Annotated in this window: 15 protein-coding genes; 8 read left to right on the top strand and 7 right to left on the bottom strand. The window is 65.2% G+C overall.

The features are described 5' to 3' along the window. The first annotated feature begins 26 nt into the window (after positions 1-26). Positions 27-1,211 carry a low temperature requirement protein A gene (locus tag R5O87_RS08565; protein ID WP_410554516.1) on the top strand — a complete coding sequence of 395 codons (1,185 nt, stop codon included), beginning with the start codon at positions 27-29 and terminating at the stop codon, positions 1,209-1,211. Between the two features lie 102 nt (positions 1,212-1,313). Next, positions 1,314-2,648, top strand: a complete 1,335-nt coding sequence (locus tag R5O87_RS08560; protein WP_410554515.1) for a hypothetical protein — start codon at positions 1,314-1,316, stop codon at positions 2,646-2,648. 19 nt (positions 2,649-2,667) lie between these two features. On the opposite strand, the gene R5O87_RS08555 is transcribed toward R5O87_RS08560, so the two are convergent. Both R5O87_RS08555 and R5O87_RS08550 read right to left on the bottom strand, forming a co-directional pair. Beyond that, positions 2,668-3,351, bottom strand: a complete 684-nt coding sequence (locus tag R5O87_RS08555) for a haloacid dehalogenase type II (protein WP_410554514.1) — start codon at positions 3,349-3,351, stop codon at positions 2,668-2,670. 203 nt (positions 3,352-3,554) lie between these two features. Continuing rightward, the gene (locus R5O87_RS08550; protein ID WP_410554513.1) at positions 3,555-3,818 is read right to left on the bottom strand and encodes a hypothetical protein; all 264 of its coding nucleotides are present in this window, start codon (positions 3,816-3,818) and stop codon (positions 3,555-3,557) included. 834 nt (positions 3,819-4,652) lie between these two features. Here R5O87_RS08550 and R5O87_RS08545 point away from each other — a divergent pair. Together R5O87_RS08545 and R5O87_RS08540 are read left to right on the top strand one after the other, a co-directional pair. Next, complete coding sequence (locus R5O87_RS08545) at positions 4,653-4,916, top strand: NINE protein (protein WP_410554512.1); 264 nt, start codon at positions 4,653-4,655, stop codon at positions 4,914-4,916. Positions 4,917-4,962: 46 nt separating this feature from the next. Continuing rightward, the gene (locus tag R5O87_RS08540; RefSeq protein ID WP_410554511.1) at positions 4,963-5,334 is read left to right on the top strand and encodes a PH domain-containing protein; all 372 of its coding nucleotides are present in this window, start codon (positions 4,963-4,965) and stop codon (positions 5,332-5,334) included. A 125-nt stretch (positions 5,335-5,459) separates the two neighbouring features. On the opposite strand, the gene R5O87_RS08535 is transcribed toward R5O87_RS08540, so the two are convergent. Beyond that, the gene (locus R5O87_RS08535; RefSeq protein ID WP_410554510.1) at positions 5,460-6,533 is read right to left on the bottom strand and encodes a glycerophosphodiester phosphodiesterase family protein; all 1,074 of its coding nucleotides are present in this window, start codon (positions 6,531-6,533) and stop codon (positions 5,460-5,462) included. Positions 6,534-6,708: 175 nt separating this feature from the next. Here R5O87_RS08535 and R5O87_RS08530 point away from each other — a divergent pair, with 175 nt between their 5' ends. Continuing rightward, the gene (locus tag R5O87_RS08530; RefSeq protein ID WP_410554509.1) at positions 6,709-7,236 is read left to right on the top strand and encodes a flavodoxin domain-containing protein; all 528 of its coding nucleotides are present in this window, start codon (positions 6,709-6,711) and stop codon (positions 7,234-7,236) included. A gap of 26 nt (positions 7,237-7,262) precedes the next feature. On the opposite strand, the gene R5O87_RS08525 is transcribed toward R5O87_RS08530, so the two are convergent. Together R5O87_RS08525 and R5O87_RS08520 are read right to left on the bottom strand one after the other, a co-directional pair. Further along, positions 7,263-8,207 carry an SAM-dependent methyltransferase gene (locus tag R5O87_RS08525; RefSeq protein ID WP_410554508.1) on the bottom strand — a complete coding sequence of 315 codons (945 nt, stop codon included), beginning with the start codon at positions 8,205-8,207 and terminating at the stop codon, positions 7,263-7,265. Positions 8,208-8,568: 361 nt separating this feature from the next. Beyond that, on the bottom strand, positions 8,569-9,021 hold the full coding sequence (locus R5O87_RS08520) for a hypothetical protein (protein WP_410554507.1): 453 nt from the start codon (positions 9,019-9,021) through the stop codon (positions 8,569-8,571). Positions 9,022-9,434: 413 nt separating this feature from the next. Here R5O87_RS08520 and R5O87_RS08515 point away from each other — a divergent pair, with 413 nt between their 5' ends. After that, entirely contained in the window at positions 9,435-9,959 is a 525-nt protein-coding gene (locus R5O87_RS08515; RefSeq protein WP_410554506.1) for a hypothetical protein, read from the top strand. Between the two features lie 83 nt (positions 9,960-10,042). Here the strand turns inward: R5O87_RS08515 and R5O87_RS08510 are convergent, their stop codons facing one another. After that, positions 10,043-10,936 (bottom strand): potassium channel family protein, encoded by an 894-nt coding sequence (locus R5O87_RS08510; protein ID WP_410554505.1) that lies wholly within the window; start codon positions 10,934-10,936, stop codon positions 10,043-10,045. A 66-nt stretch (positions 10,937-11,002) separates the two neighbouring features. On the opposite strand from R5O87_RS08510, the gene R5O87_RS08505 reads away from it, so the two are divergent. Together R5O87_RS08505 and R5O87_RS08500 are read left to right on the top strand one after the other, a co-directional pair. Continuing rightward, positions 11,003-11,620, top strand: a complete 618-nt coding sequence (locus tag R5O87_RS08505; protein WP_410554504.1) for a DUF1326 domain-containing protein — start codon at positions 11,003-11,005, stop codon at positions 11,618-11,620. After that, positions 11,598-12,398, top strand: coding sequence for a DUF2182 domain-containing protein (locus tag R5O87_RS08500; protein WP_410554503.1), 801 nt, complete (start codon positions 11,598-11,600; stop codon positions 12,396-12,398). Before R5O87_RS08505 ends, R5O87_RS08500 begins: the two co-directional genes overlap by 23 nt. A 9-nt stretch (positions 12,399-12,407) precedes the next feature. Here the strand turns inward: R5O87_RS08500 and R5O87_RS08495 are convergent, their stop codons facing one another. Continuing rightward, complete coding sequence (locus tag R5O87_RS08495) at positions 12,408-13,505, bottom strand: hypothetical protein (protein ID WP_410554502.1); 1,098 nt, start codon at positions 13,503-13,505, stop codon at positions 12,408-12,410. Between the last annotated feature and the right edge of the window lie 24 nt (positions 13,506-13,529).

Raw genomic sequence — 13,529 nt, 5'->3', positions numbered from 1 at the left:
CACAACCGCCCTGCCAGCCTGTCCACATGATCCGCGCGAAGGCATTGCTGCGGCGTGAGGGATCGAATGACAGCGTCACGCATCTGGAGCTGTTTTTCGACCTCGTCTTCGTGTTCGCCGTGTCGCAGTTGTCGCACCATCTGCTGGAGCACCCCACCTGGACCGGCGCCGCCGAAACCCTGGTGCTGCTCGTCGCCGTATACCTGGTCTGGACCTATACGACATGGGTGGCCACCCTGCTGGACACCGCCAAGCTCGAACTGCACTGGTTGCTGCTGCTCATCATGCTGGTGTCGCTGTTCATGAACGCTTCGATCGGGGCGGCTTTCGGGGATTTCGGCTGGCTTTTCGTCGAAGGGTATCTGCTGATCCAGGTCGGCAGGGGCGCATGGATGCTCACCACCGGCCTGGACGGGACCCTGCAGAGCCACTTTGTCCGGACGCTTGGCTGGCAGTGTGTCAGCGCGCCGCTGTGGATTGCGGGGGTGTTTTTCGATCCGGAGCTCAAGCTGGTTTTCTGGGGTGCCGGGGCGCTGCTGGATCTCACCGGGCATCTGCTGGCGCACCGCGTGCCGGGCGTGAGGACCGAAGGGACGCATGTGCCGCTGGCAGGGGAGCGGATCTTCGAACGGTTCGGCCTGTTCTATCTGATCGCGCTGGGCGAGGGGATCCTGACCACCGGCACGGCCATTGCCGCCAACCTTGAGGGTCCGCTGATCCTGCTGACCGGCACGGTCGCGCTGGCCGGCAGCGTGGCCATCTGGTGGTGTTACTTCTACCGGCTGGAAAGGGAGACCCTGGACCGGCTGGCATCCGCGGCCGACCATTTCCGGCCGGGCGTCGTGGCCGGCAACACGCTCATGGTGCTGCTGGCCGCATTGATCCTGGTGGCGGTGGGGGACGAGCTGGCCATCAGCCGCCCGCTCGAGCATCCGGACGTGGCCACCGTCCTGATCCTGTACGGCGGTCCGGCGCTCTTCCTCGCCGGGCAGGCCGTGTTCATCCAGCGTGTGCTGGGCCGGGTGCCCGGGTCCCGGCTGGTGGGGGTCGGCGTCCTGGTGGTCCTGGCTGCGGTGAGCTTTTTGCTTCCTGCGTTTGTTGCTGCCATCGGTGCGGCCCTGCCGCTGGTGGGAGTTGCCATTACAGACGCGCTGGTCCACCGGCAGTCCCGCCCACCGAACGCGCGGCAGGACGGTCCAGCGGCGGTGTGACATGCAGGCCCAGGCATCCCCGTGATAGGCGTGATAGTTCGGCCGGAGCCCGTTTAGCGGAGACGGCGAGGACCAAACGGACACGCTGGGGGTCTGATTGAGATGCATCTGAAACGAACAACAGCCGCGGCGCTTTGCGCGCCGCTTTTGCTTTTGACGACGGCGGGAGTTGCGGGAGCGCAGGAAACAAAACCTCCGGAGCCCACCACCACCATCAAGTGCGAGCAGGCGGCGACCGGCGGCACGGCGCCTATGTACGACGGCAAGTCCGCCTCGTACATGTACGACTCGCGCTTCAAACCGGGGCCGGAGCTGACCGGCAAGGAACTCAGCGACCACACGCCGCAGGGTGTCGCATGGTGGAAGAACTGGGACGGCAACCGCAACGATCTGCTGCTCGTCACAACCTACGGCAAGGGCAAGGCGCACATCGTCGGCCTCGATCCGAAGGCCGGGGACAGGACTGTGGGCACTGTCGACATCGAGCCGCGGGGCAAGGACACTCACCAGACCCACGCCGGTGCCATCGCACTGAACGGCAAGTGGGCCTTCGTGGACGGACCCAAGAAGGATGGCTGGCACACGATCCGCAAGTACAGCCTGTCCGATCTCCGCTCCGCGATGACCGTCAATGGCGGATCCGTCAGCCCTGGCGGCGCGGATCGCAAGGTTTATGGCGCGTCATTCATGACCATCGACGGCGGCCATCTGTACGCCGGCAAGTTCAGCAGCGAGCACCGCGACTGGATGTACAGCTACACGATCGCTGCCGACGGATCCCTGGCCCTGGACAGGAAGGCAGACGGAAACGGCCTGCGCTGGGAGGTGCCCCAGTGGACGCAGGGCGTGGCGGGTGCGGACGGGCGGTTCCTCTTCAGCACGTCCAGCGGGCGCAAGTACCGCAGCAACCTCTACGTCACCAACAAGGGTGAAACGAACCTCGACAGGGCGTCCGTGCGCTGCTTCCGCGCGCCCAGCATGGCGGAAGGAATCACCGCCACCCCGAACGGCGACGCGTACCTGCTGTTCGAATCGGGTTCGTACAAGTACAACGGTGCCATGGGTAGTCCGGCGATCAACGTGATCAACGGCGTGCACCGGGCCAAACTGAGCACGCTGACCTCCATTCCGGGCGGCAGGATCCGTCTCGGAACCCTGCACTGCGTGGAGCAGGAGGACTTCGTGGGCGACGACGAGATCCGGATCAGGGTCGAGGACCAGAACCTGGGGAAGTCCGTGCAGATCAGCGAGGGAGACAAGAAGAAAATCGACAAGACGGTCCAGTTCACCGGCAACGTTTCGGTGAAGCTCTATGAGAACGACGTCGAGGGCGACGACTACCTCGGCCAGCGGGTCCTCGAACCGGGCAGCAAGGACGGGATCATGGAGTTCACGAAGGACGGCGCGAAGTACCGGTTGAGCTACAAACTGTCCTGAATCACCTGAGGCGTCGCGCTCAACCGGCGGTGTTGGCCAGCGCGCCAGCCAGGTCGGGCAGTGATGCCACCGAGTAGTCCGGTTCGGTGAAGTACGCCGGGTAGGGTGCGCCGGAGCGGTTGATCCACGCGGTCCCGAGCCCGGCCCGGGCGGCGCCGTGGATGTCCCAGGGGTGGACCGCCACCAGGAGCATCTTCTCCGGATCGGTGCCGCACGCCGTGGCGGCGTAGTCATAGGCTCCACGGGCAGGCTTCCACGCGGAGGCGTCCTCGACGGACAGCAGACGGTCGAAGCTGTCCCGGATTCCGGCTGCGGTGAAGAGTTTCTCCGCGACGCTGGCGGAACCGTTGGTCAGCGTCACCAGCCGGTACCCCGCAGCTTTCAGGGCCGTCACGCCGTCCGGCACGTCCGGATGGAGTCCCAGGCCGGCCATGCCCTGCATGATGTGCTCGACGGCGGCGTCCGTCGCAGTGGTCAGGTCCGAGCCGGCGAGCAGCCCACGCAGCGCTTCGGCCCCGATCTCGGCGAAGGCCACATTGTCGCCCGCCGCGGTGAGGGCGAAGCCGTCGCGCAGCAGGGCGGCGAACCACAGCTTAGAGAGCGACGCCGGCGCACCGGTTTCGGCGAACCGCTCGGCCAGCGGGGACATGTCGGAGAGCGTTTCGTTGACGTCGAAGACGACGACGGAGGGTTTGGTGGGCACGGAGCGGCTCCTTTTGCGGCGGCTGGGTCACGCCCAGTCTTGCGCGTGGGGAGCCTGGGCGGAAGGGCTCATGGATGGGGAAGTACGACGACGGCACTCGCCTCCGTGCCGACCTCCAGCCCCTCGACTGCTCCGTAACTGCCCTTATGGGTACGCAAACCGGCAGTTACGGAGCAACCGTTGGAAGAAAACTACCCAGCCAATTACTTGGTCACGTGGACTACAACAGCCTTGTTGGTCGCCTGCGTGACGCCGGGGTTATCGATCGAGGTGACGGTCCAGTTGCTGAGCAACAGGACTGTCTTCCCGGTGTCTGAGTTGTAGATGACGTTCTCGAAGCCCAGGGCCGCCAGGTCCTCATCCAAGGCTTGCGCGTTCATGCCGACGACGTCGGCTGGAATGATTGCATTGACTGGTGCTGCCTTAGTTGGAACTGCTGCTGCGGCGGCTGCCTCTGGTGTAGCCATAACCGTTTCCGTTGCTGTGACGGTTGCAGTGGCGGTGACTGTCTCCGTGACGGTCTGGGTCACAGTCGGAGCCGCGGCAGGAGCGCCTGCACAGCCGGTCAGCGACAGACACAAAAGGGCGCCGAAGGCCGCATATTTTTTCATTACTTCCCCATTCAAATTGAGCTCACTAGGCCGCTGACAAACTGTCATGCACATCCGATTACGGTGATGTGGGCGCTCAAATATAACTTAAGCTTCAACTAAAGATGATCGGGAGGGTCGAGGCTTGCAGGTTGGTCGGTGCGGCAGTGTGAGATCGTTGGAGGCTTCTGAATCGGATCGCCCTCGTCGGCGTTGAACCGCAGTGCACGAATGCGCGAAAATGCGCGGAATATCTGCTGTGGTCCGTCAGAATGATGACGGCACATGGATTTTCTTGGGGGATGCCGTCTTTCGACGCTGAGCTGCTGCCCTGAAGCCTTGGGCTGCATCATCACATTATCGAAAGGCCGCATCACCATGACCCAGTCCCAGAACGAACAGCCGTGGGCGCCCTCCGAGGCCAATGCTCCGGAGACCGAGCAGGCGCCCACCCCCGGCGCTGGCCAGCAGGCTTGGAACTTCCCGGCGGGGGCGCCGGTGCCTACAACGCCGCCGGTCCCTTCGTTTGATCCGCCTCAGGCCCCGTTGCCTGCTCAGCACCAGGGTGTTCCTGTCCCGGGACAGAGCCAGCCGCAGCTCCCAGTGGCTCCGCAGTATCAGAACTACCCGCCAGCGCCGCCGCAGTACCAGGCGCCAGCGGCACCGCACCAGCTGCATAACCAGTACCAGCAAATGTCACAGCAACCGCCAATGCCGAATCCTGCCTACGCATATCCTCAGCCCAAGTCCAAGCTGGCAGCAGGGCTCTTGGGTATCTTCCTCGGTGGGTTGGGCATCCACCGCTTTTATCTGGGCTACACCACAATTGGCGTCATCCAGCTTGTCCTCACGGTATTCCTGGGTGCCTTCACGTTCGGACTCGTGGGCCTGTGGGGCCTCATCGAGGGGATCATGATTCTCGCTGGTGCCAACTACTTCCGGCAGGACGCAAAGGGTATGCCGCTCCGGGACTGACCGGCGCCGGCCAAAGCCAAAGACATTCGAATACTAGGGGAACATCTTGTCTCAAATCATCCATGACCGGGCAGACCAACTCCAGCAGATCAACGCCGGGCTGCTTCAGGGCGAAACCGTCTACGCGGTCTACGACTGCATTGGAGTCGGCACCGGTTTCGTCGGCATCACCAACATGCGGATCATCCTGCAGGACAAGAGCTTCGTCGGCAACAAGCTGGCCATCGTCTCTATCCCGTACAAGAACATCCGCTCCGTATCGATGCTGTCCAACAAATCGATGCTTGGGCGCTTTGCTTCTTCGTCAAGCATCGGCATCGACACCGGTGGCAGTGTCAAGGAAGCCGACTTCCGAGGTGACGACAAAGCCAAGCACGCGCACGACCTCATTCTCTGGAACATGTTGCAGTCAAGGTAGCCAGTTCAACCAGAAGGCGGCCGGTCTCCACCGGCCGCCTTCAGCGTTTCGCCAACCCCTCGGCTGCTCCGTAACTGCCCTTATGAGTACGCAAAACGGCAGTTACGGAGCAGCCGGTGGAAGAGCTACCCGGCCACCGCGTAGGACTTCGGCAGCTTCAGGCCGCGTTCGTCCATGAGGGTGCGCAGGCGGGTGGGGTAGTCGGTGATGATGCCGTCCACGCCGAGGTCCATCAGGCGCGCCATGTCGGCGGTGGTGTTCACGGTCCACGGGATGACCGGCAGGCCGAACTCGTGCGCCTCGGCGATCATCTTCGGGGTGACGGACGCGAAGGCGGGGGAGATGACGTCGTAGCCAAGTGCCTTGGCGGCCTTGGCGAGGGAGCCGTCGTAGTCGTCGATGTCGATGCCGCCCAGCTCGGGTGCGGCGCCGGGCTTGCCCACCTGCAGCCAGGCGTCGCCGCTGGAGAGAGCCACGAGCGGCAGCTGCGGGGCGATCTTCTTCGTGTAGTTCAGCGTGGACCAGTCGAATGACTGCACGGTGGTGCGGCCGGACATGCCCGCCATGTAGATCTCGGTCACCACGGCCTTGGTGAGCGCCACGGAGCCTTCGCCGCCGGCCTGGCCGTCCTCCACCTTGGTCTCCACGTTGAAGCGGACCTTCTTGGCGCCGTACTCGTTGGCCAAGGCGAACACGTCCTTGAGCTCGGCGATGCGGTTGCCTTCGATCACCTGCTGCTGCGGGTAGCCGGCCAGCTGCTTGTAGCCGCAGTTGAGGGTCTTGATCTGGGCGAGGGAAAGGTCCGCCACCCGGTCGCCCGCGTAGGGGAATTCAGGGTCGTTCGGCGTGGCCGGCGCGGTGTCCACGCACTTGTTGGCCTGCATCGTGTCGTCGTGCCAGACGATGACCTTGCCGTCCTCGGTCAGGTGCGTGTCCAACTCGAGCGTGCTCACGCCCAGCTTCAGCGAGTTCGCGAACGCGGCCAGGGATTCCTCGGTCCACTCGCCGCGGCCGCCGCGGTGCGACTGCAGGTCGAAGGAGCCGTTGCGCTCGTTCGTCTTGAGGGCTGAAGTGGCGGTGGAGTTCGACGGCGGCTCGCCGGCGTCCGCTGCCGGTGCGGCAACGGCGGGTCCCGCCGTCGCTGTAATGGCGGCAGTGAAAAGTGCGACGGCGGCCGCTGCGGTCAGGGCTTTGCGCATGGTTTTGGTTCCTCCCGGATGACGGTGGCCGGCGCTGAGCCGCCGACCCGTCCACCCTAGGGAGGCCAGGTGGCCTGCTGTCTGCGCAGAGGTGGCGGCGAGGTTAACGGCGTTTTGGCCGGTTGCGGCCGGGATGAGTTCCTTCAGAATGGAGGGAAAGGCAGGAGGCCCAACCATGACTGTTCTTGTTGCCTATGCGAGCGCGCTGGGTTCCACCCGCGAGATAGCCCAGCATGTGGCCTCACGCATGGCCGAGACGCTGGACGCAGTCGAGTGCCGGTCCGTGGAGGAGGCCGGTTCCGTCTCCGGCTACGAGGCTGTCGTGGTGGGCAGTGCCATCCACAACCAGGCGTGGCTTCCCCCGGCTTTGGAGTTCCTGGCACAGCACGGTCCCGAGCTGGCCAAAAGGCCCGTTTGGGCGTTCAGCATCGGGATGTCTGCCGGCCTGCCCAAGTTGTTCCGCTCGCGCGGTGCGGAACTGCAGAAGCAGCGGCTGGAACAAACGCAGTTCCAGGACGTTCCGCTTCGCGGCCACGCTGTCTTTTCCGGCGTCTACGAGGCAAGCCAGTTGTCGGCTCCGCTGGGAGCACTGTTCCGCCTCACCGGCGGCAGGTTCGGAGACCTGCGCGACTGGGCGGCCATCGACGCCTGGGCCGATCAGATCACAGCTGAACTCGCAGAGCCTGTTCCGCCCCCGTCTTGAGGGCGTGCCCTGTATTCGACGCCGGCCTATGGCAGCCAGGCTGTGACGAAACCGCCCCGGGACTGGTCCTGGTTTTGCTGTTCCGGTGCTGTTTCGGCTGTTCCGGCCGCGCTTTCTGCAGGCTCATCAGGGGCAGCCAGCGACAGCACCCTGCCATACGTCGAACACAGTTCCTCAACTGTGTGACTGCTGCAGCGCCAGCCCGCCGACTCGAGCAGCTCCACCGGGTTGGGCGGATCGGCCCGCGCCAGCAGTTCGCTCATGGGCAGGCCCGTCTGCTCGCTGAACTCACGCAGCTTGGCCTCGATGTCGTCCGTCTTGGGCAGGGCAACTGCCCGCTCGATCACCGCACGGGACCCGGGCGCCGACAACGCCGCGACCTCGCCCAGCACCGCATGCTGGGAGGCAGCGTCGAGGTACGGCAGCAGGCCCTCGAGGACCCACGAGGTGGGCTGCGCAGGGTCGAAACCTGCGGCGAGGAGCGGTTCCCGCCAGGGCAGGGAGAGGTCCGCGGGCAGGGAAACCAGCTCGCACCCGGGCTCCGCCGCGAGCCGGCTCAGCACGTGGGCCTTGAACTCCAGGACATTCGCGGAATCGATCTCAATCACCCGGGCACCGTCCGGCCAGGGCAGCCGGAACGCCCGGGTGTCGAGTCCCGCGCCGAGGACCACCGTCTGCTTTGTCGGAGGCTCGGACTGCAGGAAGTCGTCGATGAACCGCGTCCGCATGCCGATGTAGATGGAGGCGAGCAGGAGCGGCTGCTGCAGGGGAGGAGCCTCGGCAGGCTCGGAGGGCCACACCGTCGGCAGATCCAGGTGGGAGCGGGCCGCCACCACCAGGGCCGAGGCGAAGGGATCCGCAACGAGCGGGTCTGCCCGTGACGTCTCGACGGCGCGGCCGGCGGCCACGGCAAGGGCCGTCAGCGGCAGCCCCTGGTCCTCAAGTTCGGTGCTGCCTGTCGGTTCGGTCATGCCTCGCCCTCCCGCCGTCGTGGACCACTCTCGGCGAGCCTACTCCGGCCAGCCGACGATCCACAGACCTGTCACGCCTGCGCGGCGCTGTCCCACCAGCCTTCCCAGGGTGCGGACGTCAGGTGGCCCTGGGGAAAATCGCTGCTCGGCCCCGTCTCCCCAAATGCGGAGTGCCCATCATTGCGCACGGAGCTGAAAAACAGGTTCAAGGTATTCCAAAGCATGGCTAATTCCTTTCAATTGAACTGTGGATTTCAGGTAGGAATTAGCGTAGCCACGCCATGTTTCAGGGCATCGACCATGCGTTTCGTTCTTGTATCCATCTGCTCACACGGCCTGGCCGGGGATCATTACGAAACGGTCAGGCGAGCAGCATCCGGCCGGTGTTGCGCACCGTGGAGGCGACCAATACGTCGTCGAGCTCGGCCACCTTGTCGCAGAAGATCTCCGGGCAGTAGCAGCCGTCATAGCCTGTTGCCTTGCGGGCGTCGATCCACTCCTGGAGCGGGATGTTGCCGGCCCCGGGCCAGACATTCCGTGAGATCGACTGGTCCGGCACCTCACCCGGCGGCACGTGCAGGCCGTCGCAGACGTGGACGGCCACCATCCGGTCCGCGGGCAGGGCAGCGATGTCGGCGGCCAGCGCCACCCGCCGTGCGGTGTCGGCTAGCGCCTCCTTGTCGCTCATGCCCAGCGGGCCGCGGAACCGCAGGTCGTCGGGGCTGAGTGTGCCGGCGCGGAACTCCTTGACCACGCGCACGTCGACGAGGCCGGTGCACATCTGCACGTACGGCGCGCCCACAATGCTGGTCAATGCCCGCGGCGCTCGGGACGACCCTTCCCCCAAAGCAGGGGCTTAATCCCCTCAGACAAGAGGTTTAACAAATGGGCTTTCCCCCCAAATGAGGGGATACATGACCGGGCCCTCCCCCAAGAAGGGGGTTTAATCCGTTGAAAAGTCAGGTGCTTACAGGATTTTGGCAAGGTTCCGCCAATAAAAATAGGCGTCGGCAGCCTTAACGCAACAAGCGGCCCTCGCCGACCCACTGCCCGGTCCACTGGGGGAACCAGTCCGTCGTCCCGATCATAAGGCGACGCCCGCATCGAAAAGCTGGCAAGGCCAGCCGGCGTCCGAAGCACACACGGACCGGCGAAAGCCGGTCCGCGAATCTCTGTCATTACTGCCTTCGGCAATGAGGCCCAAGGCATCTGCAGAAAGCCGGAAAAATGAAGCTATCACTCCGCCGCGCCCTGATTCTGTTCGCGGCAATGCTGTTCGCTCTCGCAACTGGTATGACCGCCGCGCAGGCGGTTACAAACTTTAACAATGCCCCCAACGGAGCCCACTACGCGAAGGGCTCTGCCGAGCCCGTTTGTACTGTCACCGACGCCACCGTGTCATGTACTGGCACTGCGATTGAAGGCGTCGGCAACACGAATGCGACCGTGACATTGGCAGTCACCAACACGATCAGCGGCGTCTGCCACAATCCGGGCACGAACAGCAAGATCGTCGAGCCTTTCTCGCGGTCGGTAACAGCGAACACATCCACCAATCTCACCTCCACCAAGAACGGCAGGCTCCTGGTGCCGGCGCAGACCACACAGGGGAAGAGCACGGCAGATTTCCTAGCAACCTTCAAGTGCCCGAACCCCAACTGGACACCTGAAGTCACCAGCAACGTCCTCAGCTTCACGTACACGCTGGTCTTCGCGGGGTTCACCCAGCCGGCTATCCGGATCACAGGTTAGTCGACGCTCTCCTGAGGTAGGGCAGAACGTGTAGCCCTCGCCCAAGTGGCGGGGGCTACATGGTTTGAAGGCCGCCAGACCCGCTAATCAGTGTCCGCCCTACCAGGTCGGCGGTGCCTGTGGTGCGTGGAATAGTGCTCGAACACTTCCGACGACGTCGTCCCGGCATGCCCGAATCTGCCGCGGAGGACCCGGGCGAGGTCGTCCAACGCGGCCTCAAGCATTCGTCCCGCGAACTGAAGCTCGCTGTTGTCGCTGGCCCTGGCCCCGGACGCGAGTTCCTGGGCGTAGGCGACCGTGGCCGGCAGGGAGCCTCTCTGGTCGACTTCCTGGAAATAGTACGTTTCGTGGAAGGTGAGCAAATCTATGCTGACGGAAGCGATATTGGTGGCCAGCGACTCAAGCAGCCCGGCGGCATGGCCGGCATCGATTGCAAACGGGTCGCCAGGAGTTGCCGCTTCCCTGAACAGGTTCAGCTGATGGGCAAGGGCACGCCGGCGGTTCAGGGCAGGGTACATCTGGAGGATCCAGGAGACGGTTGCGGTCAGCAAACCGAAACCAGTGACAGCCTGGGCGGCCGAGACCAGCCGTAGCAGGGGATGGCCTGCCACGACCTCACCGAAACCGAGCGTGGAAAGCGTGACCATGGAGATGTAGACCGCTTCGAGGAAATCTGCCTCCCGGGGGACACCGGCACCGTAGATGAAACCCTCCGGCAGGTGCGGAAGATACAGCAGGGCCCAGCCCAGGACAGCCATGGCTGCCCAGGCGACGATGACAGCAGCCATGGCCATGGGCGCTGCAATCGAAGAGGTACCTTTCCTGGACAGTCTGGAGAGGCGCCAGGATCCGTGCATGATCGTCCTGCACACGGGACCGGAACCGTGCGGATAAAGCAGGGTATGGAAGACGTCGACGAGCATCAGCAGAATCAGCCCGGCTCCCGATACTGTCCACACGACGTCCCAGATATCCATGCCCCATCTTAGGGTCCGCCGCTCGGCCCGGGGTGTTGGCAATGGCGCCAGCAAGGAGAGTCCTCAATGTCGTGGGAAATGTCCCGCAAGTACGTTGCGAACTGCAACTGTCAGCTAATTTGTCCGTGCCCTGTGGATAGTCCGCCCACGGGCCCGAATGGGGAATGCCGCGGTTCGGCGGTGTTCCATATCGCGAGTGGACGGCTCGACGACACCGATCTTTCCGGCGTCGACTTCGCCTTCTGCAACCTCTTCCCGTCCAACCTGACCTCGGGCAACTGGAAGGTGGGAGTCGTCCTCGACGAGGGCGTCTCTGGCGACCAGGCGCGTGCCGTGGAGCGCATCCTCCGCGGCGACGAGGGCGGCCCGTTCGCGGACTTCGCCGCACTCTATGGCGAGTGGCTCGGCGTCGAACGCGGAAGCATCAGCTTCTCCGACGGGGACGCGCCGTCGGCCTCCGTGGCCGGGCACATCAATGTGGGGTTCGAGGCCCTTCCCGGACCGGGCGGGGGAGTCACCACGGTGAAGAACGCGGTGTTCGGATTCGCACCCGAGTTCCTGATTGGGAAGGGCACGGGCGGCTCGGACCTGTTCGGCCTCGACTACCAGGCAGTGTACGGCGAGACGGCGGACTTCACCTTCGCCAGCGAAATGGCTGAAGGTGGACCCAAAGGCCGCGCCTGAGCCCCGGCAGAAAACCCTGCGCGGCATCGACGCGCGTGAGGCCGGGCTGATTGCCGTCCTACTGATCCTGGCCGCGGTGAGCTGGGTGCTCACCGCGGCCAGGATGAACGGGATGGACATGGGAGGCTGGACGGATCCGGGTCCGCTGGACTTCTTCCTCACCACCTGGGTGGTGATGCTGGCCGCCATGATGTTTCCGTCGGTGGCACCCATGGTGACGGCGTACGCCAAGATCAGCCGCCGTCGTCGGGAAACCGGTCGGTACGCACCACGCGGTTCCACGGCCCTGTTCGTAACTGGGTATCTGGTGTCTTGGACGGCATTCGGGCTCGTGGCGTACGGACTCTATGAGGCGGTCGCGGGGCTGGTCCCAGGCGTTTTGGCGGCGGAGCCGGGCGGACGCTACGCCGCCGCCGGTGTGATCCTGGCGGCTGCGGTGTATCAGCTGACGCCGGCCAAGAATGTGTGCCTCACCAAGTGCCGGACGCCGCTGGACTTCATCTTGCACCGCATGCGGACCGGCTACGGCGGTGCGCTGCGGATGGGAATGGAGCACGGCGCCTGGTGCGTCGGCTGCTGTTGGGCGCTGATGGTGGCGCTTTTTGTGCTGGGAGTGATGAGTGTCGGGTGGATGGCGCTGGTGGGCGCGTTCATTGCAGTGGAGAAGATGCTGCCGTGGAAACGGCTGGCCAACCGGTCCGTCTCGGCGGCGCTGGTGCTGATCGCGGTGGGGATCGTGCTGGTTCCCGGTGCGGCGGCGCCCGGGATGACGATGTAGCGTTCTCCGTCAGAAGTGTTCGACGCCGGCGCCGTCACTGGAAGCGTCCGCCATCGTCCGACCCGGTGCCCACGAGCTGAGCAGGGCCAGGCCCGCGGCCACCGCGGCGCTCAGCACCACCGCACCCAGCCACAGCGAGACCGGCCAGCGGATCGCGTCGGTCACCGCGAAGGCCACGAGCTGCCCGGTCCACAGCAGCGCGGCGATTCCGGCCGTCACAGCCGGCAGCCGCCGGCCGAGCCAGGCGTCCGGCACCCGCGTCAGCAGGACATCCACGACGACGGCGGCAACCGTCGCGCCCGCCGCGCCGCTGATCGAGTAGGGGTGCAGGCCCACCATCACCACGGGCAGCCAGGCCGCCGCAACCACGAGCAGGGTGACGATGCCGCGGACTGGGCGCCGGTCGGTGGAGAGCGTGAAGAGGAACGGCGCGATGATCAGCGCCGTGGTCAGGAAGTAGCTCGCCAGCGTGATGACCACCGGCAGCTCCGACTGGATACGGCCGGGCGTTCCCACCGGCGCCGGCACGAACACGGCCGTCGGCCCCGGCCGGACGAAGGCGGAGCAGTAGACGAGGAAGAACGCGCCCAGCCCGGTCATGAGCACGACGGCGAACAGCGCCGCCGGGGTCAGGCCGGGATTCCCGGGGTGCTTCAGTTCGCCTGGCTTGCCTGCCGCGCGGGCGCTCCGGACCCCGGTGCCGAGGATGAGGAAGAGGCTGAGCCCGAGCAGCAGGTGGGTGGGGCTGACCAGCGCATCCAGCGAAACCTCGATGCCCAGGATCTCGTGCCACAGCAGGTCCAGCCCGCCGGCCAGGGCGAACAGGACCACGCCCGCCGCGGTCCCGCGGTAGCCCGGGGGAGCCGCCTGCAGCAGCGGCTGCCCGGGCGTGCGGTTCCGCCAGATCACGACGGCGGTCCATGCCGCCGTCGCCAGCATGCCGGAGTAGAGGGCCGCGTGCCACGGGGTGAAGAAGGTCTCCAGGCTGGGCAGGTTGATGTGCGCCCAGCCGTCGAGGAACACGGCCAGTACCAGCCACAGGCCCAGGAGTTCGGTGACCAGGTCGCGGCGTGCGTCAGTGCTGGTGTTGCGCGCAGTTTCGAGCATCGTTGCCCACCTCCACGGAATCTA

It is taken from the genome of Arthrobacter globiformis, from assembly GCF_046536215.2.
Lineage (GTDB): Bacteria > Actinomycetota > Actinomycetes > Actinomycetales > Micrococcaceae > Arthrobacter > Arthrobacter globiformis_E.
The sequence above is the reverse complement of the archived record's forward strand: the minus strand, read 5'-3'. Positions and strand labels throughout refer to the sequence as shown.

Coding starts and splice junctions, on each gene's coding strand:
- R5O87_RS08545 (WP_410554512.1), top strand. CDS start 4,653: ATGCCGAATCCTGCCTACGCATATCCTCAGCCCAAGTCCAAGCTGGCA.
- R5O87_RS08565 (WP_410554516.1), top strand. CDS start 27: ATGATCCGCGCGAAGGCATTGCTGCGGCGTGAGGGATCGAATGACAGC.
- R5O87_RS08550 (WP_410554513.1), bottom strand. CDS start 3,818: ATGGCTACACCAGAGGCAGCCGCCGCAGCAGCAGTTCCAACTAAGGCA.
- R5O87_RS08510 (WP_410554505.1), bottom strand. CDS start 10,936: ATGGATATCTGGGACGTCGTGTGGACAGTATCGGGAGCCGGGCTGATT.
- R5O87_RS08515 (WP_410554506.1), top strand. CDS start 9,435: ATGAAGCTATCACTCCGCCGCGCCCTGATTCTGTTCGCGGCAATGCTG.
- R5O87_RS08530 (WP_410554509.1), top strand. CDS start 6,709: ATGACTGTTCTTGTTGCCTATGCGAGCGCGCTGGGTTCCACCCGCGAG.
- R5O87_RS08535 (WP_410554510.1), bottom strand. CDS start 6,533: ATGCGCAAAGCCCTGACCGCAGCGGCCGCCGTCGCACTTTTCACTGCC.
- R5O87_RS08495 (WP_410554502.1), bottom strand. CDS start 13,505: ATGCTCGAAACTGCGCGCAACACCAGCACTGACGCACGCCGCGACCTG.
- R5O87_RS08560 (WP_410554515.1), top strand. CDS start 1,314: ATGCATCTGAAACGAACAACAGCCGCGGCGCTTTGCGCGCCGCTTTTG.
- R5O87_RS08525 (WP_410554508.1), bottom strand. CDS start 8,207: ATGACCGAACCGACAGGCAGCACCGAACTTGAGGACCAGGGGCTGCCG.
- R5O87_RS08505 (WP_410554504.1), top strand. CDS start 11,003: ATGTCGTGGGAAATGTCCCGCAAGTACGTTGCGAACTGCAACTGTCAG.